General features: G+C 39.4%; 24 protein-coding genes, 1 pseudogene and 3 riboswitches. Of the genes and pseudogenes, 8 read left to right on the forward strand and 17 right to left on the reverse strand.

From position 1 onward, the window contains the following. Positions 1 to 9 precede the first annotated feature (9 nt). The 5 genes from LIT25_23310 (at position 10) to LIT25_23330 (ending at position 5,289) form a co-directional block, all read left to right on the forward strand. Positions 10 to 891 carry a carbohydrate ABC transporter permease gene (locus LIT25_23310; GenBank protein USK33405.1) on the forward strand — a complete coding sequence of 294 codons (882 nt, stop codon included), beginning with the start codon at positions 10 to 12 and terminating at the stop codon, positions 889 to 891. Positions 892 to 909: 18 nt separating this feature from the next. After that, positions 910 to 2,517 (forward strand): extracellular solute-binding protein, encoded by a 1,608-nt coding sequence (locus LIT25_23315; protein USK33406.1) that lies wholly within the window; start codon positions 910 to 912, stop codon positions 2,515 to 2,517. A 67-nt stretch (positions 2,518 to 2,584) separates the two neighbouring features. Then, positions 2,585 to 3,229, forward strand: coding sequence for a DUF624 domain-containing protein (locus LIT25_23320; GenBank protein USK33407.1), 645 nt, complete (start codon positions 2,585 to 2,587; stop codon positions 3,227 to 3,229). After that, positions 3,226 to 4,317, forward strand: a complete 1,092-nt coding sequence (locus LIT25_23325; GenBank protein USK33408.1) for a DUF3472 domain-containing protein — start codon at positions 3,226 to 3,228, stop codon at positions 4,315 to 4,317. Before LIT25_23320 ends, LIT25_23325 begins: the two co-directional genes overlap by 4 nt. 117 nt (positions 4,318 to 4,434) lie before the next feature. Further along, entirely contained in the window at positions 4,435 to 5,289 is an 855-nt protein-coding gene (locus LIT25_23330) for an oxidoreductase (protein USK33409.1), read from the forward strand. 31 nt (positions 5,290 to 5,320) lie between these two features. On the opposite strand, the gene LIT25_23335 is transcribed toward LIT25_23330, so the two are convergent. From LIT25_23335 to LIT25_23355, 5 genes are all read right to left on the reverse strand, one after another. Further along, positions 5,321 to 6,526, reverse strand: coding sequence for a M20 family metallopeptidase (locus LIT25_23335; protein USK33410.1), 1,206 nt, complete (start codon positions 6,524 to 6,526; stop codon positions 5,321 to 5,323). A 19-nt stretch (positions 6,527 to 6,545) separates the two neighbouring features. Beyond that, complete coding sequence (locus LIT25_23340; GenBank protein USK33411.1) at positions 6,546 to 7,376, reverse strand: MetQ/NlpA family ABC transporter substrate-binding protein; 831 nt, start codon at positions 7,374 to 7,376, stop codon at positions 6,546 to 6,548. A gap of 13 nt (positions 7,377 to 7,389) precedes the next feature. After that, positions 7,390 to 8,040 (reverse strand): ABC transporter permease, encoded by a 651-nt coding sequence (locus LIT25_23345; protein ID USK33412.1) that lies wholly within the window; start codon positions 8,038 to 8,040, stop codon positions 7,390 to 7,392. Beyond that, positions 8,030 to 9,061, reverse strand: a complete 1,032-nt coding sequence (locus tag LIT25_23350; GenBank protein USK33413.1) for a methionine ABC transporter ATP-binding protein — start codon at positions 9,059 to 9,061, stop codon at positions 8,030 to 8,032. The genes LIT25_23345 and LIT25_23350 overlap by 11 nt, the downstream gene beginning before the upstream one ends. Before the next feature lie 90 nt (positions 9,062 to 9,151). Continuing rightward, a riboswitch (SAM riboswitch) is annotated at positions 9,152 to 9,257 on the reverse strand. 82 nt (positions 9,258 to 9,339) lie between these two features. Next, positions 9,340 to 9,449, reverse strand: a riboswitch (SAM riboswitch). Positions 9,450 to 9,518: 69 nt separating this feature from the next. After that, positions 9,519 to 9,938 carry a DUF4395 domain-containing protein gene (locus LIT25_23355; protein USK33414.1) on the reverse strand — a complete coding sequence of 140 codons (420 nt, stop codon included), beginning with the start codon at positions 9,936 to 9,938 and terminating at the stop codon, positions 9,519 to 9,521. 1,778 nt (positions 9,939 to 11,716) lie between these two features. Next, positions 11,717 to 11,824: riboswitch (SAM riboswitch) on the forward strand. A 72-nt stretch (positions 11,825 to 11,896) separates the two neighbouring features. On the opposite strand from LIT25_23355, the gene LIT25_23360 reads away from it, so the two are divergent. Together LIT25_23360 and LIT25_23365 are read left to right on the forward strand one after the other, a co-directional pair. Beyond that, a complete protein-coding gene (locus LIT25_23360) occupies positions 11,897 to 12,667 on the forward strand; it encodes an alpha/beta fold hydrolase (GenBank protein ID USK33415.1) in 771 nt (256 codons plus the stop codon). Between the two features lie 50 nt (positions 12,668 to 12,717). Further along, positions 12,718 to 13,452: an AAA family ATPase gene (locus LIT25_23365; GenBank protein USK33416.1), complete on the forward strand. Its 735-nt coding sequence runs from the start codon at positions 12,718 to 12,720 to the stop codon at positions 13,450 to 13,452. 476 nt (positions 13,453 to 13,928) lie between these two features. On the opposite strand, the gene LIT25_23370 is transcribed toward LIT25_23365, so the two are convergent. The 9 genes and pseudogenes from LIT25_23370 to LIT25_23410 all read right to left on the reverse strand — a co-directional run bounded on the left by LIT25_23370 (position 13,929) and on the right by LIT25_23410 (position 22,502). Continuing rightward, a complete protein-coding gene (locus LIT25_23370; GenBank protein ID USK33417.1) occupies positions 13,929 to 15,269 on the reverse strand; it encodes a D-serine ammonia-lyase in 1,341 nt (446 codons plus the stop codon). Between the two features lie 119 nt (positions 15,270 to 15,388). Continuing rightward, entirely contained in the window at positions 15,389 to 16,261 is an 873-nt protein-coding gene (locus tag LIT25_23375) for a Cof-type HAD-IIB family hydrolase (protein USK33418.1), read from the reverse strand. A gap of 131 nt (positions 16,262 to 16,392) precedes the next feature. After that, the gene (locus tag LIT25_23380; protein ID USK33419.1) at positions 16,393 to 17,175 is read right to left on the reverse strand and encodes a DeoR/GlpR family DNA-binding transcription regulator; all 783 of its coding nucleotides are present in this window, start codon (positions 17,173 to 17,175) and stop codon (positions 16,393 to 16,395) included. 25 nt (positions 17,176 to 17,200) lie between these two features. After that, the gene (locus LIT25_23385; protein ID USK33420.1) at positions 17,201 to 18,214 is read right to left on the reverse strand and encodes an ABC transporter ATP-binding protein; all 1,014 of its coding nucleotides are present in this window, start codon (positions 18,212 to 18,214) and stop codon (positions 17,201 to 17,203) included. Beyond that, on the reverse strand, positions 18,214 to 19,086 hold the full coding sequence (locus LIT25_23390; protein USK33421.1) for an ABC transporter permease subunit: 873 nt from the start codon (positions 19,084 to 19,086) through the stop codon (positions 18,214 to 18,216). Before LIT25_23390 ends, LIT25_23385 begins: the two co-directional genes overlap by 1 nt. Then, positions 19,083 to 19,937, reverse strand: a complete 855-nt coding sequence (locus LIT25_23395; GenBank protein ID USK33422.1) for an ABC transporter permease subunit — start codon at positions 19,935 to 19,937, stop codon at positions 19,083 to 19,085. Before LIT25_23395 ends, LIT25_23390 begins: the two co-directional genes overlap by 4 nt. A 116-nt stretch (positions 19,938 to 20,053) precedes the next feature. Beyond that, on the reverse strand, positions 20,054 to 20,887 hold the full coding sequence (locus LIT25_23400; protein USK33423.1) for an alkaline phosphatase family protein: 834 nt from the start codon (positions 20,885 to 20,887) through the stop codon (positions 20,054 to 20,056). Next, entirely contained in the window at positions 20,877 to 21,989 is a 1,113-nt protein-coding gene (locus LIT25_23405; GenBank protein ID USK33424.1) for an extracellular solute-binding protein, read from the reverse strand. The genes LIT25_23400 and LIT25_23405 overlap by 11 nt, the downstream gene beginning before the upstream one ends. 124 nt (positions 21,990 to 22,113) lie before the next feature. Then, positions 22,114 to 22,502 (reverse strand): annotated as a pseudogene (locus tag LIT25_23410) (class I tRNA ligase family protein). Between the two features lie 48 nt (positions 22,503 to 22,550). Between LIT25_23410 and LIT25_23415 the strand changes: the two are divergent. Then, positions 22,551 to 22,844: a hypothetical protein gene (locus tag LIT25_23415; GenBank protein ID USK33425.1), complete on the forward strand. Its 294-nt coding sequence runs from the start codon at positions 22,551 to 22,553 to the stop codon at positions 22,842 to 22,844. Between the two features lie 355 nt (positions 22,845 to 23,199). Here the strand turns inward: LIT25_23415 and LIT25_23420 are convergent, their stop codons facing one another. The 3 genes from LIT25_23420 to LIT25_23430 all read right to left on the reverse strand — a co-directional run bounded on the left by LIT25_23420 (position 23,200) and on the right by LIT25_23430 (position 25,064). After that, positions 23,200 to 24,015: a putative protein N(5)-glutamine methyltransferase gene (locus LIT25_23420; protein USK33426.1), complete on the reverse strand. Its 816-nt coding sequence runs from the start codon at positions 24,013 to 24,015 to the stop codon at positions 23,200 to 23,202. Between the two features lie 215 nt (positions 24,016 to 24,230). Then, a complete protein-coding gene (locus tag LIT25_23425) occupies positions 24,231 to 24,467 on the reverse strand; it encodes a hypothetical protein (protein ID USK33427.1) in 237 nt (78 codons plus the stop codon). Positions 24,468 to 24,608: 141 nt separating this feature from the next. Next, entirely contained in the window at positions 24,609 to 25,064 is a 456-nt protein-coding gene (locus tag LIT25_23430) for a hypothetical protein (protein ID USK33428.1), read from the reverse strand. Between the last annotated feature and the right edge of the window lie 248 nt (positions 25,065 to 25,312).

Below are 25,312 nucleotides of genomic sequence, written 5' to 3' on the forward strand. Positions count from 1 at the left end.
AGATGGGATATGACAAACAGTTCATCAGATAAAGTCTTCAACTTCGTGAACTATCTATTACTTGCCATTATTACACTGCTTGTTCTGTACCCTTTATACTTTGTCCTCAGTGCTTCGGTGAGTGATCCCCTCTATGTCTTAAGAGGAGAAATGTGGCTCCTTCCGAAGGATATTAATTTCGATGCCTATAAAAAAGTCTTTATGAATGATGATATCCTAAACGGTTTTTGGAACACGATAAAGTATACAACGGTTGGAACTGCCATTAACGTCGTGATGACAACAATGGCCGCCTTTCCCCTATCAAGAAAGGACTTCATGGGCAGAAACCTTATCATGGGATTCTTAGTGTTTACTATGTTTTTTAGTGGAGGATTAATTCCTTCCTATCTATTAATTAAGGAACTCGGAATGCTGGACACTTTTTGGGTAATGGTTATTCCTAATGCAGTAGCGATCTGGAACATCATTATTATGCGTACATTTTTCCAAACAACAATTCCGATTGAACTGCAAGAGTCGGCAATGATTGACGGCTGCAGCAATATACAGATTCTTATTAAGATCGTTTTGCCATTATCTATGCCTGTCATTGCAGTAATGGTGTTATTTTATGCTGTAGGCCACTGGAATTCTTACTTCAACGCCTTGATTTACTTGCAGGACCGGGAGCTCTTCCCTCTCCAGTTAATTTTGAGGGAAATTCTCATACAGAGTCAAACGGATGAAATGGTCAAAGCGACTTCCGAGTCATTTGTAAAGCAGCAGTTAAGTGTTGAAGGGCTAAAATATGCTGTACTAGTTGTGTCAAATATACCAATGATGCTCTTATACCCTTTCCTGCAAAGATATTTTGTTAAAGGGTTCATGATCGGAGCCATAAAAGGATAATAAAAGGAGGTTATGTTAATGAAGAGCAATAAATGGGGATATGGATTTTTAACAGGTGTTCTTGCATTTTCCATTTTGAGCGGCTGTACGAATGAGGAAGCTTCTAAAGAAAAGAGCGAATCTGCTGTCAAAATCAATAAGACCGGAATGCCGATTGCAGATGAGAAAATAGAATTAACAGGATTTGCAGGGAAATTTTTTGCATCTCAAGACTGGAATAAACTTAAGTTATGGGAAGAATATGCAAAGATGAGCAATGTTGAAATAGATTGGGAAACGGTACAAGTTGATAGTTTAAAAGAAAAAAGAAACCTTCTTCTTGCAAGCGGTGAATATCCGGATGTTCTATTCTCATCCGCACTTCCAAAAGCCGATCTGATTAAATATGGGCAGCAGGGAGTATTACTTAAACTAAACGACTTAATTGATCAGTATGCTCCTAATTTTAAAAAGCTGATGGAAGAAAATCCAGTGGTTGCAAAAGGGGTTACTATGCCTGATGGAAGCATTTATGGATTTCCTACTATTTATGATCCAGAATTTAAAGGCCTGCACTTGGGAACACCATGGATCAATAAGAATTGGCTGAAAAAATTAGGCTTGGAAGAGCCTCAAAATTTAGATGACTTTTATAAAGTTCTCAAAGCGTTTAAAGACGATGATCCTAATGGCAATGGAAAAGCTGATGAAATTCCATGGACTGGGGCATATGGAATTGGAGAAGCTATCGGATTTATTAAAGGGTCTTTCGGTCTTAATAATCATGGTTCTGCCAATGCATATATTGATTTAGCACCTGGAAGCAATAACCTCAGGTTCACTCCAGCATCCGATGAATATAAAGAAATGCTAGAGTATCTTCATAAACTCTATAAAGACGGATTAATAGATAAAGAGATTTTCACAGCTGATCCACAAGCATTTACAGCAAAGGCTTCAGATGGAACCTTCGGTGTCATCAACGGACTCGACCCTGAGACAATCTATCAGTTAAAAGGTTATGTCGGAATACCTGTGCTCAAAGGACCTAAAGGTGAGCAAATGCTTACATCAATGGGTTCACCTCTTGGAAATATCGGAATGTTCGTCATCACGGACAAGAACAAAAATCCAGAAGCAACGATTAGGTGGATTGATCACTTTTACGGGGATGAAGGAACAAAGATGTTTTTTATGGGATTTGAAGGTGTGACATACGAAGAGAAAAATGGAGAGTTAGAATACACTGAGAATATGACAAAAAACCCTGATGGCTTAAATTTGGATCAGGCATTGAGCGAATATCTTACATGGCCGGGCGGGTATTATCCTGGAATTGTTAAAGAAAAATACTTTAAAGGGGCTGAAGGTAAGCCTGCAACTAAAGAAAATGCACTAAAATCTGAACCTTACGCCATTAAACAAGAAGACATTTGGCCTGCATTTAACTTCAGTCCAGAAGAACAAGAAGAGCTGTCAACCATTTCAACTGATATAACGACATATGTAGATGAAATGACAGCAAGCTTTATCTCCGGAAAAACACCATTATCGAAATGGGAGGATTATGTTCAGACCCTTAAACAAATGAACTTAGACCGCTACATGGAGATTTATGAATCCGGCTATAAGAATTACAAGAAATAATGGGTGACATGGTAACCTATAAGCTTCCTTATAGGTTACCTGAATTTCTTCATAGAAACTGGGTGAAATGATGACTTCAAGAATGCTGTTGCTGGGAAGCTATAAGCTCTGTGAAAAGATTATGATAGCAGCCTATCTAAATGTTCTATGGATTATATTTACAGCAGGCGGCTTCATTGTATTCGGAATCTTCCCTTCTACTGTAGGACTATTTACAGTTATTAGAAAAATGATTCTTTACAAAGATCATGATATTAAAATATTCAGCGAGTATTGGAGAGCAGTAAAAAAAGAGTTTGTGAAATCGAATGCTATGGGCATTCTATTAACCCTTATCACATTGCTTCTTTGGCTAAACTTTCAGCTGCTTCAAATCATCGATGGAATACCACATCTCATACTTCTACTGGTCATATGCATGATTGGAATGATTTGGGTCATTCTCTTACTCTATTGGATTCCAATATATGTACATTTTGAACTGCCTATTCGGAACGTTTTGAGCGCAGCTTTTCTGGTTGGTTTATCCAATCCTCTTTATACAATCTTAATGATTTTAGGGTTATCCGTACTGTACATGATTCTGCTTATCGTACCTGGTTTATTTCCCTTTTTTTCAATCAGCGTCTCTGTCTTCCTCATCATGCAGCTTGCTCTTAAAGCCTTTGAACGGAATCAAAAAATCACTTTCAGAAATGAGGAAAAGAAATGAAAGGAACATTTTTGGCTATAGGGCTTACAGTATCAGCCCTGTTAGCATTTCCATCGTTATCTCATGCAGCATCTGCTGATAATGTTTATTTAGGACCTCTAAAGAGTGTTGAGTCTGATATCGTCATGAGTGATTGGTCACCAACTATTACTGCGCCTTATACATATTGGGCCACTCAAAACTGGAATCAAGGTGCAGAGGGCGGCGGATATGCAGGCTTTCAGCAGCAGGACGATCGGGCTTGGGCAAACAGGACCGTACATTTTGCATTATGGGACCCAATGGCTGTTCAAGCTCCCATTGTTTCCTTATATTCTCACCCTGATGCAAAAGTCGAGCGTTTTGGCGGAGAAGGAACAGGATTAAAGGTAATGACACCATATGAATGGGATCTTTCAAAATGGTATCGAATGGTTATCAAACGATGGGATATGCAGGATGGCACTCATTTTGGGCAATGGGTAAAAGATGTCAGCTCTGATAAATGGGCTCTCATCACAGAAGTAGCCTATCCCGTTAAAGATGTGAATTTTGGCGGACGATTCACTCTTTTCCAAGAAGATTGGGCTGGCACTGCAGAGAACGCAAGAGGTGCACGCACAAAGAATGGCTACAATCGATCAATTGATGGAACGTGGAATTCCTGGGATAAGCAGACAATGTCAACTAATAGCTCGAATACAAATTGGGCAGGAGGAGCAACCGAAGAATACTTTTGGTATCAATCTGGCGGAACAACCATTCCTAACCTTGCCAATCCGACGACTTTAACTATCAGCCAGCCAGCAGAACCAGAACTTGATGATATCGAAATCGATTCTGTTAAAGCTATAACTAAAAATAAAAAAGTGCATATAAGCTGGCAGCTGAAAGAATCCAGTTCTCCGCAATTTGAATATGAAATCACAATTGTCGAAACTGAAAATCAAACACAAGCAGCATCAGTGACGAATATTGATACAAAGTCTAATTCAGAAATATTGATAGCCTCATTAGATAAAAAGAAAACATATAACGCTGAGCTTAAAATTACGGATATTTTTGGTCAGCAAAAAACAATAACAAAACAAATCATCCAAAAGCAGTAAAATTGAAACTCAGCTCTATCAATTTTTTCTTTGCATTAAAATACTCCAATACGATAAGGCACTATATAATGAAAAAATATCATATATAGCTTTACTTATTGTTTAAGGAGGAATCTAATGTCAAAAAAAACAGTGCTTATTACCGGGGCTTCAAGCGGGTTTGGCATGCTTGCAGCACATGAACTTGCAAAAGCCGGATATCACGTGATAGCCACAATGAGAAATCTGGAAAAAAAAGCGGGACTGATGAAGTCCATACTGGATGATGGCCTTGATGAAAATGTGACATTGCTTGAGCTTGATGTCACGTCCACTGACTCCATTCAGGCGCTTAAAGATTTTTTGAATGAAACAGGCAAAATAGACATTCTCATCAATAACGCTGGATATGCATTTGGCGGCTTCGGCGAGGAAATTACAGCTGATGAGTACAGAGAGCAATTTGAAACTAACTTTTTTGGTGTGATTGCCGTTACACAGGCTGTCCTTCCTTTTATGCGATCCCAGCGAAGCGGCAAGATTATTAATATGAGCAGCATAAGCGGATTGATCGGCTTTCCGGGACTGTCGCCGTATGTTTCGTCAAAGCATGCACTTGAAGGCTTCAGTGAAAGCCTTCGCCTTGAAGTGAAGCCTTTCGGCATTGATGTTATTTTGGTGGAGCCCGGGTCTTTTTCTACAAATATTTGGACAACAGGCAAGAGAGTTTCCCCTGTCTCAATGGAAGCAAGTTCTCCGTATTTTGAATATATGATTGGAATAGAAGATGAGCTTAAACGGGGAAGAGAAAAACTTGGAAATCCAGGCGAGGTTGCTGCACTCATTGTAAAGCTTTGTAAAAAAAAGACTGGTGTTAAACTGAGATACACGGTTGGAAAAGGGGTCCGTTTTTCTCTATTCTTAAAAAGAATTCTTCCATGGAGTGTGTGGGAATCGATCATCATTGGAAAACTGCTGCCCAATAAGAAATAGAACCCATCTTTTTGACGGGTTCTTTTCCATTTTAGCCCTCTAATACCTTTCGTTTCTGAAACTCTTCCTTTATATCATTGAATAAATCTTCATCTGTCAGAAGTCTTAATCCAGTCAAAGCAAGACCTTTTGCCCCCAGAAGCAGAGCTTCGTCACCACGCTCAGATTTAGCTGCTTCCCTGAATTCAACTGTATGTCCAATTAAAGTATCCGGGCCGATTTTAATATAAGGATGGATCGTTGGCACCGCCTGGCTTATATTGCCGGCGTCCGTTGAACCTAATCCGTCGCGGTCACCAGTCTCAACCTGCTCTCCAAGACTTTCAAGCTCCTGTTTAAAAGCAGCATCAAATGTGCGGTTTAAAACCAGATTATCGACTTCATTTTGAAAAGCGATGACGTTCAGCTTTGCACCTGTTGCAAGTGCTGCACCTTCTGCAATAGCTTTCACGCGTGCAGTCACTTCACTGCATTTTTTCCGTGTAGCTGCCCTGATATAAAAGCGGGCTTTTGCATATTCCGGCACGATATTCGGCGCATCACCGCCATGTGTAATGATTCCGTGAATTTTCACGTCATCTGTTACATGCTGGCGCAAAGCATTAATGCCATTAAAAAGCTGAATGACTGCATCTAAGGCATTAATGCCATGATGAGGAGCAGCTGCTGCATGTGCAGGCTTTCCGATAAACTCAAAGTCAAGAGGATCAACAGCAAGTGAATTTCCGGTAATTCTCGTTGCATTCGCCGGATGCACCATTAACGCAGCGTCAATCCCTTCAAGCAGACCATGTTTGACAAAGCTTCCTTTAGCACTGCCGTTAGGACCGCCTTCTTCAGCCGGTGTTCCGAGGACTGCAACTTCTCCCCCGGTTTCATCGATCACTTTGCTCAGTGCAATAGCAGCTGCCGCGCTCGTTGTGCCTATAATGTTGTGGCCGCATGCATGGCCAAGTCCGGGCAATGCGTCGTATTCAGCTAAAAAAGCGACAACCGGCCCGCTTTTTAAAGCAGATTTCTTTCTGGCAAGAAAAGCTGTTTCATGTCCGGCAACTCCGCGTTCAACGCTGAAGCCTTCTGACTGAAGAAGATCTGCGAGGAGCTTTGATGCAAAGAACTCCTCATTGCCGATTTCAGGGTTTTCATGAATGGAGTGACTGATCTGAAGATACTTCTCCTTATTGTTATCAATACTTAAAATCGTTGCCTCTTTCAGAGTTTCAACAACTGTACTCAAGATGACCCCTCCTTAGATTTTATTCTCCAATTTTGCTTAAAGGCACAAACGCAGGAATCGTATTTCCGTCATATTCTTTTTCAATAAATTCAGCTGTATCTTCTTCCTGATAAAGCTCAACAATGCGTTTCAGTTCTTTGCGGTCCTTATCTTTTGTACGTGCTGCAATAATGTTGATATATGGAGTAGCCGTTTCATCTTCATGAAAAATTGAGTCTTTCACTGGGTTAAAGCCTGCATCTGCCGCAATGCCATTATTAATGATCGATCCTGCTACATCCGGTAATACACGCGGTGTCTGGCCTGCAACAACAGGAACAATTTCTAATTTTTTCGGATTTGAAACAATTTTGTCCAATGAACCATTTCCATCAAAGTCCTCCGGAAGCTCAATCAAGCCTGCACCCTGAAGCAGAAGGAACGCTCTTCCCATATTGGTTGCTTCATTTGGAACGGCAATCTTTCCGCCATCCGGAATGTCTTTGATGGATTTATATTTTTCAGAATAAAGTCCAAGTGGAGCAATCACAGTGGTACCGATTGGTGAAAGATCAAGATCGTGTTCTTTTTTAAATGCGTTAAAATAAGAGATTGTCTGGAATGCATTTGCATCAAGCTCACCTTCTGCCAGTGCCAGGTTTGGCTGAACGTAATCTGAGAATGTCACAATCTCAATGTTGATGCCTTCTTTTTCGGCTTTCTTTGCAACAAAATCCCAAATGCGGTTATCTGATCCGCTTACGCCGATTTTGACATTTACTTCTTCTTTCCCGTTTGCTGTTTTATTTCCGCAGCCCGCAGCAAGAGCTCCCAATACTAGAATAAGTGCTAAAATAATAAATTTTTTCATTCTGTTTCTCTCCCTATCGTCTTCTGATTTTTTTAGATAATAAGTTTCCGGATGATTGAAGTCCCTGAACGAGTATAACAAGGATTGTAACGGTAATAATCATGACAACTGTATCAAAGCGCTGATAGCCATATGTAATGGCGAGATCCCCGAGGCCGCCGCCGCCGACAGCTCCAGCCATCGCTGATGCACCGACAAGACCAACCGTTGCGATTGTAAGACTTAATACAAGCGAGCTTAATGCTTCCGGTACGATGAATTTAAAGATGATTTGCGTTGGTGTTGCTCCCATAGCTTCTGCTGCCTCTATGACCCCTGGGTCCACTTCTAATAATGAGTTCTCAATCAATCTCGCAATATATGGACCTGCATAAAAGACAAGCGGTACTACAGCAGCTGCAGTCCCAATTGATGTTCCTGCAATTAATCTGGTTAGCGGAACAATCGCGACCATTAATATGATGAAGGGTACAGAACGGAAGATATTGACGACACCGTTTAAGATATTAAAAATAATGGCATTTTCCCATAGGTGCCCTTTTCTTGTAATGACCAGCAGCACACCAAGCGGCAGTCCGATCAAGGTTGAGAAAAGCAATGAAAAACCGGTCATCGCAAGTGTTTCGATCAGTGCATCAATAATTTGCTGTGAATTAACTAGCATGTACTTCTACCTCTTTCACTGTGACATTTTTCTGATTCATTACTAATAACGCCCGCTTAATTTCGCTTTCCGCTCCCTGCAGTTCGACAATCAAATGTCCAAACGGGATGCCCTGAAGCTCTGTGATGTTTCCAAATAAAACATTGATATCAAGATCAAACCGTTTAGCAATCTGAGAAAGCAGCGGCTGTCCCGAAGATTTGCCGACAAAGTTAATTTTGAAAATCTGTCCCTGTGCATTCTCATCCTGCACTAATTTCAGCACAGACTCAGGGATGGAATCATTCAGAACAGAGCTGACAAAGTTCGAAGCTGTTTTTGTTTGAGGATTTGAGAAAACATCAAAAACTGAGCCTGACTCGATAATTTTTCCGCCCTCAATTACAGCAACCCTATCGCAAACCTCCCTGATAACTGACATCTCATGGGTGATCATTAAAATCGTAATGTTGTATTCCTGATTGATTTTTTTCAAAAGCTTCAGAATAGAACCGGTTGTTTGCGGATCAAGTGCAGATGTTGCTTCATCACACAATAGAATGGAAGGCTGTGTAGCAAGTGCTCTGGCAATGCCGACACGCTGTTTTTGACCTCCTGATAGTTGGTCTGGATATTGATTTGCTTTGTCCTCTAATCCTACAAACGACAATAATTCCGTTACTCTTTCTTTGATTTCTTTTTGAGAGGCTTTTGCAAGAAGGAGCGGCATCGCAACATTGGCAAAGACCGTTTTGGAATTCAGCAGATTGAAATGCTGAAAGACCATGCCGATTTTGCGCTTAACCTTTCTTACTTCCTTTTGGGAAAGAGTCGTTAAATCGAGATTATCAACAATGATTTTTCCTGAGCTTGGACGCTCTAATAAATTAACTGTGCGGATCAGTGTGCTTTTACCGGCTCCGCTGAATCCGATCACACCGCAAATCTCCCCCTGCTTCACATGAAGATCAATGCCGTCAAGTGCTCTCACTTCATTTCCGCCGCTGTTATAAACCTTTGTGACACCTTCAAATTGGATCATATGTATTCCTCCCGCGATTTTGAAAATAAAAAAAACCCTCTTCTATCCGACAAGAAGAGGGCATGAATTCATAAAGAATCACTAGGTCTCTTCTTATCTCCCAGGCTTTTCGCCTGCTGGAATTGGCACAGTACTTTATAAAAAGTCCGCTGCCGAAGCATCATCAGGCCAGTCCCTCCGCTTCTCTGGATAAGAAATCTATTTATTTTTTGAAAACAAAAAACCTCTTCCTGAAAGCCAAGAAGAGGGTATGATCATAGGTAAAAGACCGTTCACTCTTCTTATCTCTCAAGCGAAATCACGCTTGTTGGAGTTGGCACAGTTCTCATGATTGAGTCTGCTGCCGAGGTTTCAAAGGGCCAAATCCCTCCACCTCTCGTGATAAGAAGTTTCATATTTTCGATGTGAGTCCTACTTTACGCTGGCATTTTCATAAAGTCAACACTTTTTTGAAAAATTATGACTGCTTAGAATGTCTGCGGTATCGGTATTGCTGCCACTGAAAACGAATAAAGCAGCCAGCACAAAAGCCTAATATAGCAACGAATGCAGCAAGCGCGACCATAGCGGTAAAGATATACCCCAGAGTCATCCAGTTCATCATATAACCAAGAAAACCAAGACTAAGACAGATAACTGCAATCATCTGATTGAACTGCTGCTGTTCGAAATCCTCGGGAATGTACTCCGAAGGCTTTTTTCTTAAAAAGAGCTTTGCTGTCTTCATAATGGGATTAAATTTAAAAAGAAGCCCCATTAATCCTGCTATTAGAGGTATAAGAAGAATCCAGCCGGATCCTGTTATCCAGGTGCATGCTACGGATAAAACAATAAACCATTGATTCGTTAACACAAGAGGTTTAGGAATGGTATTCACTTAAATCCCACCTGTCTAATTGGAATATAAGTATTTTACTCCTGTTATTGTCTTTTGTGAAGACAAATGCTTCAGGGCGATTTCATCCCCCTTAAAAAAGCGCGTGAATGGAGTACTCAAATCGCTGGTTTTCCGGTTTCACGACCCCAAAACGCCAAATTGGGGGTACTCAAAATGCTGGCTCTACGATTTCACGACCCCAAAACGCCAAATTGGGGTACTTAAAATGCTGGCTCTACGATTTCACGACCCCAAAACGCCAAATTTGGGTGCTCAAAATGCTGGCTCTACGATTTCACGACCCCAAAACGCCAAATTGGGGTACTTAAAATGCTGGCTCTACGATTTCGCGACCCCAAAACGCCAATTTGGGGTACTCAAAATGCTCTCTCTCCGATTTCACGACCCCAAAACGCCAAATTGGGGTACTCAAAATGCTGGATCTACGATTTCATGACCCCAAAACGCCAAATTGGGGTACTTAAATCGCTGTCTCCCCGCTTTCACGACCCCAAAACGCCAATTTGGGGTACTCAAAATGCTGGCTCTACGATTTCATGACCCCAAAACGCCAAATTGGGGTACTTAAATCGCTGGCTCTACGATTTCACGACCCCAAAACGCCAAATTGGGGTACTCAATATGCTGGCTCTACGATTTCTCGACCCCAAAACGCCAAATTGGGGTACTCAATATGCTGGCTCTACGATTTCATGACCCCAAAACGCCAAATTGGGGTACTCAATATGCTGGCTCTACGATTTCACGACCCCAAAACGCCAAATTGGGGTACTTAAATTGCTGCCTCTCCGATTTCACGACCCCAAAACGCCAAATTGGGGTACTCAATATGCTGGCTCTACGATTTCACGACCCCAAAACGCCAAATTGGGGTACTTAAATCGCTGCCTCTCCGATTTCACGACCCCAAAACGCCAAATTGGGGTACTTAAATCGCTGGCTCCCCGCTTTCACGACCCCAAAACGCCAAATTGGGGTACTCAATATGCTGGCTCTACGATTTCACGACCCCAAAACGCCAAATTGGGGTACTCAAAATGCTCTCTCTCCGATTTCACGACCCCAAAACGCCAAATTGGGGTACTCAAATCGCTGGCTCTACGATTTCTCGACCCAAACGCCAAATTGGGGTACTCAAAATGCTGGCTCTACGATTTCACGACCCCAAAACGCCAAATTGGGGTACTTAAATCGCTGGCTCCCCGCTTTCACGACCCCAAAACGCCAAATTGGGGTACTCAAAATGCTGGCTCTACGATTTCTCGACCCCAAAACGCCAAATTGGGGTACTCAAAATGCTGGCTCTACGATTTCATGACCCCAAAACGCCAAATTGGGGTACTCAAAATGCTGGCTCTACGATTTCATGACCCCAAAACGCCAAATTGGGGTACTCAAAATGCTCTCTCTCCGATTTCTCGACCCCAAAACGCCAAATTGGGGTGCTCAAATCGCTGGCTCTACGATTTCACGACCCCAAAACGCCAAATTGGGGTGCTCAAAATGCTGGCTCTACGATTTCACGACCCCAAAACGCCAAATTGGGGTACTCAAAATGCTGGCTCTACGATTTCACGACCCCAAAACGCCAAATTGGGGTACTCAAAATGCTGTCTCTCCGATTTCATGACCCCAAAACGCCAAATTGGGGTGCTCAAATCGCTGATTCTCTGCTTTCGCAACCTCAAAATTTATTGACAGCTAAAAGCTGCTCATGATAAGATCGTTAAAACCAACTAAACCAATAAGAATTAAATAAATTATCAAGAGTGAACGAGAGATCTGGCTCCGCGACTTCACAGCAACCACCGGCAAACGGAAAGGTGCTCCCACCAGCAAAGCTGCTGTGCTTTGGTTGATAGAGAAAAACCCTCTCTTTATAGCCAATGAAAGAGAGGGTTTTTCTTTTATGATTTGATGAATTGGAGGAATCAAAAATGGCTGAAACGATTTACTCTGTATTGCCAGGTGCTGAAAGCTTTTTTTATAAAGGAAATGAGATTGGCATTCTGCTTTGCCATGGATTTGTCGGCACACCTCAAAGTGTAGGAGCACTGGGAAAACTGCTTGCTGATATTGGCTTCACCGTCCTTGCCCCGCGGTTAAAAGGTCACGGTACAGATGCTCACGAGCTTGAAGCCTGCTGTTATCTGGATTGGATCAAAGACATTGAACAGGCTTATTTAAAGCTGAAAAAAATCTGCCGGAAAGTATTTATTGCAGGTCAATCTATGGGCGGTATCCTAGCTGTGCATTTAGCTGGCAAATACAAAGAAATCAGCGGTGTGATTACGATTAATGCTGCATTAAGCGTGCCAGGATATGAGTCTTTCGAAGATCTGACAGAACCAAGGTTCATCGCAGAAGGAAAACCGGATATAAAAGCAGAAGGAATCGAAGAAATTACTTACTCAGCTGTTCCAATTACAGCCGTTCATAATCTCCTTAATCTTATAAAATCTGTAAAACCAAAGCTTTCAGAAGTCTCATGTCCATTGCTCGTTTTTAAATCCGAAGAAGACCATGTCGTCCCTCCGGACAGCTCCGATACCCTTTTTGAAAACGTCTCATCATCTATGAAAAAAATCATCAGTCTAACTAACTCCTATCACGTTGCTTCCATGGATTACGATAAAGTAATCATTGCAGATAGAACAGCAGATTACATTCATTTGTGCTGTCATCCATTCTACAAAATTTCCGTTTAGCCAATGACTTTCATCCGGCGTTCCTGCTAAACTAAGAGCAGGTGATAAACATGTTTTTAAAATTAATCAAATTAAATAAAGAAGAGATTCCTTCGTTTGAAACGTATCCTTTTTCCATTCCTGCTATTTCACATTTGGATGAACTTAAAATTAAAAGCCCTGTTACTTTTTTTGTTGGTGAAAATGGATCCGGCAAATCGACATTAATGGAAGCCATTGCCTATCAGTGCGGGTTTAATACCGCTGGCGGCAGCCATCATCTTTATGAAACTAGAAGTTCTCAATCTGATTTAGGAAAGTATATCAAGCTTGCCTGGATGCCTAAAGTTAAAAATGGCTTTTTCCTAAGAGCTGAGTCCTTTTATCAGTTTGCATCCTATCTGGAGGAATTGAATGAAGAGCCATTGTCAGGTGACGTTTTTGGCCCGTATGGCGGTAAATCGCTTCATCATCAATCACATGGTGAATCTTTTTTATCCCTCTTTCTCAATCGATTCGGCAAGAGAGCTGTTTATTTATTGGATGAGCCAGAGGCCGCTCTTTCTCCATCAAGACAGCTGATCCTGCTTCGCATCATTCATGACTTAACAAAAGACGGTGACACGCAATTTATTATAGCCACACATTCTCCTATCCTGCTGGGATTTCCCGGGGCAAATATATTAAGCTTTGATTCGGAACGCATAGCTGAAATCGATTATACGGAGACGGATCATTATCAGATTACAAAGTATTTTTTGGAGAATCGCAATCGGTTTTTGGAAGAGCTTTTTAAAGAAAAATAATCTGAGTATTTACACCTTTCCTTTGCTCCTGAGGATTTCAGAGCCTTAACACCATTAATCTATGCCCTTATAAACCCTATGGGACATTTAAGTTAAACATGCAAGAACGTCTGCCAATTTAAAGATCTTCCTAAGAATTACGATATATCTTTTCTTTTGTAAAGAGTAACTCCCCGTCTTCGGGTAGTATTAGCGAAGCTATCACCACCCGCAATTAGGAATAGCAAGTTAATTCCAAATATTTTTTGCATAAAGAGAATATTACAGTTAGTTTTTAACTTTAAACGTGAAAAACTTGTTTGGAAATGAAGCCTTCGGAAAGCATTCCAGAAGGCTTCTTTACATAACATCTCTTTATTGGAAATCATAAAGAAAAACTCCAGCTGGGTACTGAAGTTATCTTTAATCTGCTTAATATTTTTAGTCACTTAAACTTCCCTTGTTTAGGAATACAATTCAAATCAGATCTAAAACATTTAAAGTGATAACGTTGCTCCTTTTTTATAATATTCGTTCATCGTTTCTTTAGGAACCATACTTCCACCGGTAGCCCATATGAGATGTGTAGCATTTTTCATTTTATCTGTTAAGTTATGATTTTGTATGTATTCTTTTCCTTCTTTCTCAGTCCATAACTTAACCGGCCCTATTACACCGGCTAATGCGGAAGGCTCCAGGTGAATGTTTTCTGTATCGACCAATGAGCTTAATAGTTTAAATAATTCATCATCACTTACCGTATAACTTCCGCTTAATAAAGACTCCATGGTTTGACCCACGAATCCTGATGGCCTTCCGACCGCAAGACCGTCTGCTGATGTGATGTTGTCAATTCCAAAATCTTGTACAGAAACTTTATCATGCAGCCCTGTTACTAGTCCAAGTAACATACATGGAGAATGTGTAGGCTCAGCAAAGAAGCAATGTACTCGATGTTGATACATTAGTTTTAAACCAAAAGCCACTCCTCCCGGCCCACCGCCTACTCCGCATGGAAGGTAAACAAATAGTGGATGGTTTTCATCTACAGTTACATTTAAATCTTCTAATTGTTTTTTTAGTCGATTTGCTGCCACCGCATAGCCTAAAAATAAATCACGAGAGCTTTCGTCATCAATAAAGTAACAATTCGGTTCGCTATGCGCCTGCTTTCGGCCCTCTTCTACGGCTTTGCTGTAATCTTCCTTATATTCGATAACCGTTACTCCTTTGCTTTTAAGAAGATCTTTTTTCCATTTCTTTGCATCAGCAGACATATGGACCGTTACTTTAAAACCTAATTTGGCACTCATGATACCTATACTTAACCCTAGATTGCCTGTAGACCCTACTGCAATTGAATATTGTGAAAAGAAGTTTCTGAATTTTTCACTATCAAGGATGGAATAATCATCATTTACCGTCAATAAACCATGTTTAAGTGCTAACGTTTCTGCGTGCTTCAACACTTCGTAAATGCCGCCGCGTGCTTTAATGGAACCTGAAATGGGAAGGTGGCTGTCACATTTTAATAAAAATGTTCCTTCTAATGGATGCTCATATAAGTGTGATAACTGTTGATGCATCGCCGGGATGGGTACAATAGGAGATTCAATGATTCCGTTTAGTTTTCTTGTTTCAGGAAAAACTTTAGCAATGTAAGGAGCAAAACGCTTTAACCTTTCCTCGGTATCCTTTACATCTTTCTCATTAAGCGGAAGTTTTTTTAATCGAGTTTGAAATGCTTCATATTTAGGATTGGACCAAAATACTTCCTTTGTAGCAACTAACTCGTTTATTAAAGGATATTCTTTTATCCAATCTTGAATAGTTTTCATCTCTCTCCTCCTCCTTAGGGATCGTACCTTTTTTCTGTCTCTGCTTATTGACATTTAAAACCCTGATCTTAATGTCCAGAAGTCATTTTAATACCTGCCGCCCCTGCAATAAATGACACTTATTTTTGAACCACGAAGTTCTCCATATATCGATAAATCGCATAAGCTACCCCATTCTCATCATTTTTAAGGGTTGTCGTTGTACAAACAGCTTTTATGACATCTTTCGCATTTCCCATCGCTACGCTGTATCCAACTTTCTGGAACATGGATAAATCATTGTTGCTGTCCCCGATTGCCATAGCCTGTTCTAAGGAGCCATTCATCATGAAAGCCAATTTTTCAAGGGCCATTCCTTTTGAAGCTCTTTTACTAGTCATTTCAATGTTATGATCAGCAGATGAAACAACCATCAACTCATCAAACTTTTTGAATTGGTTCCATGCTTCCCCTAATTTCTTTTTATCAAAAGAACATGCTAAAATGTTATAGAATTCTTCCTCCTGTTTTAAGATATCATGATAGTTTTCAACTAAAACATATCCAAACTGGTCAAATTGCCTTTCCGCTACTTCAACTAATTCTTTCATATCTGTATTCAAATCTGCGCTTTTCAAACTTTTAATCTCATTATGGAAATGTTCTCTTCCCTTTTTAAGAGTATAAATGGCTTTATCAGTAAACACTTCATAATAATAATTCCGTTCATCTAACCATTGAAGAATAGATTCGACACAATCTTTAGTTATTGTAATAGAAGAAATGCACTTTCCGCTTTTTGAATGAATGGTCGCGCCATTTGTCCCGATTACAAATGGGGAAATCCCTGCTTTTTCACAAATTGTTTGAACGTCAAAATAAGCCCGTCCTGTTGAAATAACTACTTCAAAGCCTCTATCTTGGGCATATTGAATCGCCTTTATATTTTCTTCACTAATTTCATTCTGGTCGTTTAATAATGTTCCGTCTAAATCTATCGCAATAAAACTCATGCTATATAGCTCCTTTTCTCATTCAATCTATTAAATTTTCTTTCTAGCTTTTTACCTGCTATCAATAAAAATCTAATCAAAAAAGAGAGAGAACTCCCTCTTCCGTCTCGATATGTCCTTTTATGGATTGACTACGCTTGAATCCAATTGATTTCCTCTAATTTTGAATGATTTCTCCATTCCTCAGGAAATGGCTGCTCGCAGACAATCACATCGACTTTTTCTAGAGGACAAACTTTAGAAAATGTGTCGACACCAAATTTAGAGAAATCCGTTAGCAATATAACTTGCTTTGATACATCGACCATCTTGCGTGAAACTAATGTTTCACGTAAATGATAGTTACTAATCCCATTTTGAATAGAAACACCGCCAGCTGAAATGAACGCTTTATCAATATTAAATTGATTTAACATTTGTTCAGTGAGACCCCCGCATATAGATTGCTGCTTTGGATCAATTTGTCCACCTAGTAATAGAATTTGTCCTGTAAACTTATTTTGATTGAGCGATTCGGTCAACACAGATGACACAGGAAGAGAATTGGTTAAAATCGTAATGTCTTTTTTATTTTCAATACACTGCGCAAATTCAAGCATGGTTGTTCCTACATCAATGGCAATCACATCTCCGTTAGAAATGAGTTCTACTGCTTTTTTCCCAACCTTGACTTTCGCTTCTTGATTCACCGTTGTACGCTGTGTGAATGGAGGCTCCTCAAATTCAAAGACTATTTTAATCGCTCCACCGTAAACCCTCTTTAAAAGTCCTTTTTCCTCTAATATCATCAAATCGCGTCGAATCGTTTCCTCTGAAACATTAAATTGATCAACTAATTCCACAACTTTTACTTTTCCCATTTTGTTCAGTTCTTTTAAAATTTCATTCTTTCTTTCTTCTGGCAAAACAGACATATTTCTTCCTCCGCCATCTAATAATTTATAAAATAATGCATTCTTTCTTCGGTACAAGAATATGAACGCGTGCTCCTTGCTCAAACATTTTTCCTCGGTGGTGAAGATAGTCTACATGGAAAGCGGACTCCTCTGTTTCTACTTCATATCTTAAAACATTCCCTGTCATGGAAACCTCTTTTATAAACCCTCTAATTCCCCAGTTCTCTTGTAAATCCAAGTTACCTTCACCAACAGAAACTAATTGTAAAACTTCAGGACGAATGGCGACTTCATTCCCTTTTAGTTCTGTGCTGCGAACAAGTTTACGGAAAACTTCCATATTAAAAACATTATAATTTCCGATAAATTTTGCAACAAATGTATTGACTGGAGAAGTATAAATTTCTGATGGAGAACCGGATTGTACAACTTGTCCTTTATTCATGACAAAAATTCGATCAGACATCGTCATTGCTTCTTCCTGATCATGAGTAACAAAAATAGTTGTAATATCTAATTCTTTCTGTATTCTCTTTAATTCTTTTTGCAAACTTTTTCTAATTTTAGCATCCAATGCGCTTAACGGCTCATCCAAAAGCAGTACTTTCGGCTCCATGACAAGCGCACGTGCAAGAGCAACCCTCTGCTGTTGCCCGCCAGATAATTGATGAGGATAAGACTCTTCTTTTCCTATTAAATCAACCATCTCTATCATCTTTTTTACTCTTGATTTAATATCTTTTACCTTCTTCATTTTAAGGCCGTAAGCAATATTATCAAAAACGCTCATATTTGGGAAAAGTGCATAAGACTGAAACACCATACCGACTTCACGCTGACGTGGTGATAGATTAGTAATATCTTTTCCATCAATTAAGATTCTTCCTGCATCAACGCCTTCAAGCCCCGCAATGGAACGTAATAATGTACTTTTTCCGCATCCGCTTTGCCCAAGAAGTGTAGCAAATTCTCCTTTTATTAATGTTATAGAAATGTCATTTAAAACGACTTGATTTTCATACCCCTTAGTCACTTGATCGATGGTTACATAGCTCATTATTTTTCACCTTCTAAAGCAGTATTTTTATGACGGTGTTGTTTTTTTAAAAATGAAAGAATTCGCTTCTTATTTGTCCCGACAGGATTTTTTTTGTTTCTAAATGTAAGTTTTAATACAGTCCCCGTTAAAAGTAAAATCACTGTATAATAAGTAATAACAATTGCACTTGTTAAGTGACCACTGCTGTTTAGTTTGTCAGCAAGATAAATTTGAAGGGTTTCAAATCGGCCCCCGACAAGCAAATTGGCAAAAGCAAACTCACTAAATAAAAGAGCGACTGATAATAAGGTAGACACTAAAATCCCAGATATAATATTGGGAAACACCACTGTGCGAAACGCCTGAAATTTTGTAGCACCTAGTAATTCAGCTGCATCAACAAGCTGCACAGCATTAACCGTACGAAGACTGTTACGAATACCTTGATACATAAATGGCAGAATGGTTATGAAATAAGCACCAATTAAAATCCAAGGTGTTCCGGCAATTTGAATTGGTCCATCTGAATATACCTTGATTAATCCAACAGCTCCAACAATAGGAGGAATTCCATAAGGAAGCATAGCTGCTGCTTGTAGCAATCCTTCCCATTTAGCGAAATATACTGTGATGATAAAAATAGTCGGAATCATAATAACAACACTAAGACCGACAGACATGACAATTAAAAACAGCGTTCGTTGAAAAGCATCATAAAACCGTTCGTCTTGAAATAATTCAATATACCATTTCATTGTATAACTCTCAGGCAAAATGGTATGATCCCATTTACCGGCAATCGAGAATAAAAATGTTCCTACTAGCGGAATTAATAAATAAATAATTAGTAATCCAACCAGCACTCTATGAAAAGTCAATGAAGATTTCATCGTAAATCCCTCCTAATGCGACGCATCATTCGTTCATTGAACCACATCGCCCCTATCATGGTCGCTGCAAGAAGCACTCCCATCGCACTGCCTAGCTGAGGCTTTAATGCAACGTCACTAGCAACTAGAGAAGCAATTTGCAATGACAATAAGTTATAGTTGCTGCCGACTAATGCATAGGCTGTAGCGTAAGCTCCCATCGCATTAGCAAACAAAATACTGAATGTACCTACAATACTAGGTAAAAGAACTGGAATCCCAATGTGAAGCCAAAATGAAAATGTTGACCCTCCTAATAATGAAGAGGCTTCTTTCCATTGTTTCTTAATTCCTTGATAAGACGGGTAGATGAGCATAACAGCAAGTGGAATTTGAAAATAAATATAAACAAGAATGAGGCCCGTCCATGAATATAAATTAAAATCTGCAAACACATCCCAACCAATCATAGAAAAAAGCAGCGTAAACAATCCATTGTTTCCAAGTAAAATAATATATGAAAATGAAAGGGGAATCCCCTCAAAGTTCGAAGTCATGTTGGCAATCATCAGTAAACGATTTTGTATTTTTTGTGAGAACTTCGTAAACGAATAGGCAGCAATGACTGCTATAATCACAGAAGTCACAGCAGAAAATAAGGAAATGACAAGGCTATTTTGAATGGCTTGCAAGTAAAATTTACTTTTAAATATGGTAATGTATTGATTAATCGTAACTTGAATTCCATCGTCTGCATAAAAACTATTTTTAATCATTGCCACTAATGGTCCTATTTCAAATCCAATCACAAACAAAATAAATGGCAGTAAAAGAGCTAATAAGTAAATTTTTTGTTTTTTTATTTTTGGCAAGACTTCTCGCTCCCTTTTGTTCTCTAACAATTTGGGAATTGGTTTAACAGTACGTTCATTAAACCAATTCCAGTTAACCTTCATTCTTCATTTTAAAGTTGAATAGTGTATCTTTTTTAAAGGGTTATTTTCCCTTTCAGACCTGGCAATTGATATGAAATCATTTTATTGGACGGCTCAATATTTAAAAGTTCACAAACGAGCGGTGCAAAAGCTAATTGCGGAACTACTTCACTGTAAACGCCAGGCTCAACTTTTGGACTGATGATAAAGAGCGGTACATCACGCTCACCATCAGTTATGCCGCCATGGTTGCCCGTTTCACTCATGCCATGATCAGATGTAATTAAAATGTGGTAACCTTCTTTGATCCAAATTGGCAACAGCTGTGCCAGCAAGCTTCCCATTTTTAAGATTTGTTCACGATATTCTTTCGATTCTGAACCGAAAATTTCTCCTTTTACATCTACACCGAGCGGATGGATATATAAAAAGTGCGGGTCATACTTTCTGCGCAAGGCTTCTGCATCCATTAACACATGACTGTCTGGATAGTCATCATCCCAATAAAATTTTCCATATTGAATCGGCTGAGATTCATCCTCTTGCTCACGATCTTCAATAAAATGGAATGGCGCGCGATTATAAAGTTCGCTTACCCAGTAATACGATACCGTTCCGTTTCTTAAGCCGTTTTCTTTCGTAAGATGGAAGAGACTTTTCTCAGCAGATAAGCGAACAGCTTGATTGGACGTAATTCCGTTCACTGATGCCGGTGTACCCGTTAGTAACACTTCATATAATGGACGGGAAAGACTTGGGAGTTCTGACTTTACTTTGTAAAGTGCTGCCTGATTTGTTTCAACTAGATGTTGAATAAATCCAAGAGCCTCACATGCTTTGTCATATCTCATACCATCAACAACAATTGCTATTACTTTATTTGACATGGACTAACACCTCTTCCTGCCAAATCTGCGGTAAATTTTTAGCCGTTTCTTCCCAAGCTTTGTAATCTTCAATTGGTTTTGCTTTTTTGTACTGTTCTTCTGGAACCATTTTTTCAGCTACTTCTTTCGGAAGTTCTACATCGCGAATTGGACGCGCAAACCCTTTAGCTAAGTTAATTTGTCCTTCATCGCTTAAGATATATTCTCTAGTTGCCATCGCTGCATGCGGATGCTTTGCATATTTGTTAATAATCGTTGCATAGCCGCTGACGACTGAACCTTCGCTTGGAATCGATACATCAAATTGATCACGGTTGATTTGGTCAGCGTAACCAAGGGCATTGAAATCCCAAACAAGGGCAACTTCCACTTCCCCTTTTTCGATGTTAGCAGGCTTCGCATCAGTTAAGCTAAGGCGGCCTTGCTTGGCAAGCTTAGTAAAAAAGTCAATTCCTGGTTGGAGATTTGTTTCATCACCGCCGTAAGCGATAGCGGCAGCAAGAACGGCCATTTGGTTCTGTGTACCACGCTGAACATCTCCAACTGTTACTTTGTAATCTCCTTTTAATATGTCATCCCAAGACTTTGGCGGGTTATCCACTAATTCTTTATTAGTAAAGAATGCAATCGTTCCTTGGTAGCCAACAACCCAATCTCCGTTGTCATCTTTTGCCCAGTCAGGTACCTCGTCCCAATAGGAAGTTTTATATGGCATCGTTAATTCTTTTTGTTCCGCGATTGGTCCAAAGGAAATCCCTACATCGCCGATATCAGCTGTTGCATTCTCTCCTTCAGATTCCATTTTGGCAATCTCTTCGGCACTGGATAAATCTGTATCATTGTGTTCCAATGTATATTTTTTCATCACTTCATTCCACGTTTCTCCCCAGTTAGCCCATGAATCAGGCATACCGACACTATTAATAGTTCCCTCTTCTTTTGCCTTTGTTTCAATTTCTTTCAGGGTTAACGAACTTGGATTCTTAACAACTGGAGCAGCATCCTCTTCAGTGGCTCCACAAGCAGCTAATCCTAGTACACTCACTCCTAACACCACAGCTTGAATAGACTTGTAACAATTCTTCTTGAATGTGTAATTCATAAAAAGTACCTCCATTTATTGTGGGATTTTTAATGTTTATTACTGTTTATTACGGTTTAATCATAATCAACCAATATAAACCCCACATTAATCCAATGTTAAGATTTTGTAAATCAGTTTTTAAATAACGAATGGAGTCCGGATGATAATCCTTAAGTATATCCAGAACCCAAACGGCCCAGTTTCCATTCGTTTATAACTTTTTATTTTCAATCGTCAAGTATTCGCTTGAGATCAAGCGATCCGGGAGTTTCAATCGTCAAGTCCCATTAAGATTCCAGGCCAAATGATGGAATGAAATGGGATGTTGTCTTTTCCATGAACATAATAAGCTCTAGTATCTGTATCCCAAAATTTCAGCCAATCTTGCTGATTTTCAGCAGACCGCTGCTTACTTGCTGAAAGGTAACCGGCTACAGCTTCAATTCAGACATATATTGTCTTACCTTCATATCTCTTTACAGGAACAGGTACGCCAATCGGAAGATCTCTAGTGGCAGATCTGTTCAGAATATTATACCTGTAAACAAGGTAACCTGGTTTCAACTACCCGCGGATGATATGGAGCGAGCATGGAACTTTTATCACCAGGCTTTTGGCTGGAGCCAAGAAGAAGTGTACACAAACAAAGCAATATGGGGTGCTATTAATGGAGAAATTGCTGAGCGCAACGAAGAAATGCAATACCCGAGACTCGTGATAAGAGTTGATGACATAAATCATATGGTGGAAAAAATTAAGAAATCAGGAGGTAAAATTGTAAAGGAAAGAACTGAGATACCTGAAATCGGTATGGTTTTTGCATCATTTGTTGATACGGAAAGGAATATCATAAACATTGTTGGTGATCTTTGACTTGGAAAGTCATCTTTAAGTAGAATCGTTAATACAAAATCGTGGGTGTGGAATCTAATGGATTATGCGTGTCTTCAACAAATGAAAAAGGAACATATGGGATATAGCGCTATCCATAAAGACCGTTGTTATCGGTACGTTTAATACCGAAACAGTTTAGTGGCAATAAAGTTATTTAATTTTAAAACCACCACTCATAACCCCGTTCTGAGTAGGACGGGGTTAAAGTAAAAAAGTTTTATAAATCTTAAAAAATAACAATAAAGTCGTTTAAATCAAAGGTTCTTCCACATTTGCGCCCTATTCTGGAATAAGGAAATTTTGGTTATTAGTACAGTGCCAAGAAATTATCATTTTATTTGTGATTAGAACTAACTGCTTCTTTACCTTGATAGCTAAAATTTGATCCGATAACGACAGTAGCATCCAGTTCCTCGTCTCTGATCACTTTCGTAGTCAGCCCAACACTATCAAAGATTTCAATCGTTTGGGGTGTCTGCATTTCGCTCGTTTCTATCAAAAGATGTCCTCCCGGTGCTAGCCAAAGTAATGCTTCTTCTGCTACTCTTCGCTGAATGTCAAGTCCATCCTCTCCTCCGTCAAGCGCCACCATCGGTTCATATAGGCGAGCCTCCTGGGGAAGTAGTTTGATTGCCTTGGTGGGAACGTAAGGTACATTTGCAACTAGGATGTTCACATGGCCTTTAAGTGAGTCGGGTAAGGCCTTATACAGGTCACCTTCAAAAACGTGACCATCGAAAATCGTTACGTTGCGTTCAGCACATCGTACTGCGACAGGGTCAATATCAACAGAGTACAACATAACCCGTCCCAAAGCTGCGGCCAGTGCTACACCCACAGCACCTGACCCACAACATAGGTCAACAACGATATCACCAGAACATGACAGGAATTCTGCCTGGTGAACAAGAAACTCGGTACGTTTGCGTGGAACGAAAACGCCCTGATCCACTTCTATCCGCAGACCACAGAACTCTGTGCATCCAACAACGTATTCAAGAGGTAAACCGTTGGCTCGCATTTCCACCATTTTATTGAGGTCCACTGGAGTCCGTGCCTCTGAGATAATTAACCGGGTCTCATCTTCTGCGAAAACACAACCGGCGCTTTGAAGTCTGTTAATAATATGTTTTTCCGTTTTACAGTCCAAAAAGAAATGAATTTTTTTCCCTATCTATCTCACCACTTTTGATAAGTTTATTTTAATTCTGTATTCGTTAAAAATAGGAAATATCCCTTCTTCAACAAAATGGCCCTTATGCAGAAGAACTTCAGAATCCGCTTACTCAGTTAAACTGCCCTTTAATTCAATAAGAAAAGACGACACTTTGTTAAGTAATCGCCCCCTTTAACGGAATAAGTAACTCAATAAACAATATTAAAATAGATATAAGTTGCAACCGGGGAAATACTCAACATAATGCCGATGGCAATGAATATTTTGTTTTCGCTTTTTCGAAAGAATCCTATGAATGAAATTACAATCTGAATGAGAATGATTACTGCAATGATTTCCAATTTAATAATAGCTAATATTAAAAACCATATAAAAACACCTAAACTTAAAGAAAGTACACTGAAAAAAATTGGTAGGTTTTTCACGAGTTAGTCTCCTATCTAGATAAGATGCCTTTATTCCTTCAATTATTTCAAAACAAGAACACAATCACAATCAACAATTATATAAAAAAGAGGTATCTCTTTCCAGATAAGCCCCCGATTGTTAAACAAGAATTTAGAGTATTATCTAAGTAATGTCTTTAAAGTTTCTTCAATATCTTTTTCAAGGTCATTTTTAGATAGGTCATATAAAGTTCCAGAACCTTTGAAGTACCCGCCAAAGTAATACCATAACTCAATAGCAGCATAAAAATCATCATCAAATTTCGGACCGTCGTAATTTATTGCTATTTGAGATCGATACTCTTTTTCAAGACACTTCTCAGAAGTTAGGTCGTCAATTTCATCACCATCAACATCTCTACAAATCCATATTCTTAGATTCTGCTTTCCTTGGCTTTCGAATATACTTGAATATTTTCTTTGAAGAACTTTACTTAAATCTTCTGCTATCCTTTCTAATTCACCTATTTTTCTTTGCAGCTCTTCGTTTATCTCATTTTCTGAAACTGAAATATATTTTTCATCAATCTCATTCTGCCTCTGATTTTTAAATAACCTTCTAAGTTTATCAAGCAAATTTCTCCCTCCAGTTACGTGGAATAACATAATAGGAATGCTGCCCTTTAGATGAAGAAGAAAAGCTCTAATTAGGCAGGTTTAGACTTACATCTTAAAATAATATTCTTACTCTTCAGAATCTCCCGAATTTATGTTATAATATATTTTAAGAATAAGTCTTACCATCTTACCCTATGTCTAAGATTAGAAGGTTTAATTTCCATATAAAACCAGATCCATTTCGTCTCTGATAAAATAATTTATTA

Origin of the sequence: Bacillus sp. F19 (genome assembly GCA_023823795.1) — a bacterium.
GTDB lineage: Bacteria > Bacillota > Bacilli > Bacillales > Bacillaceae > Bacillus_P.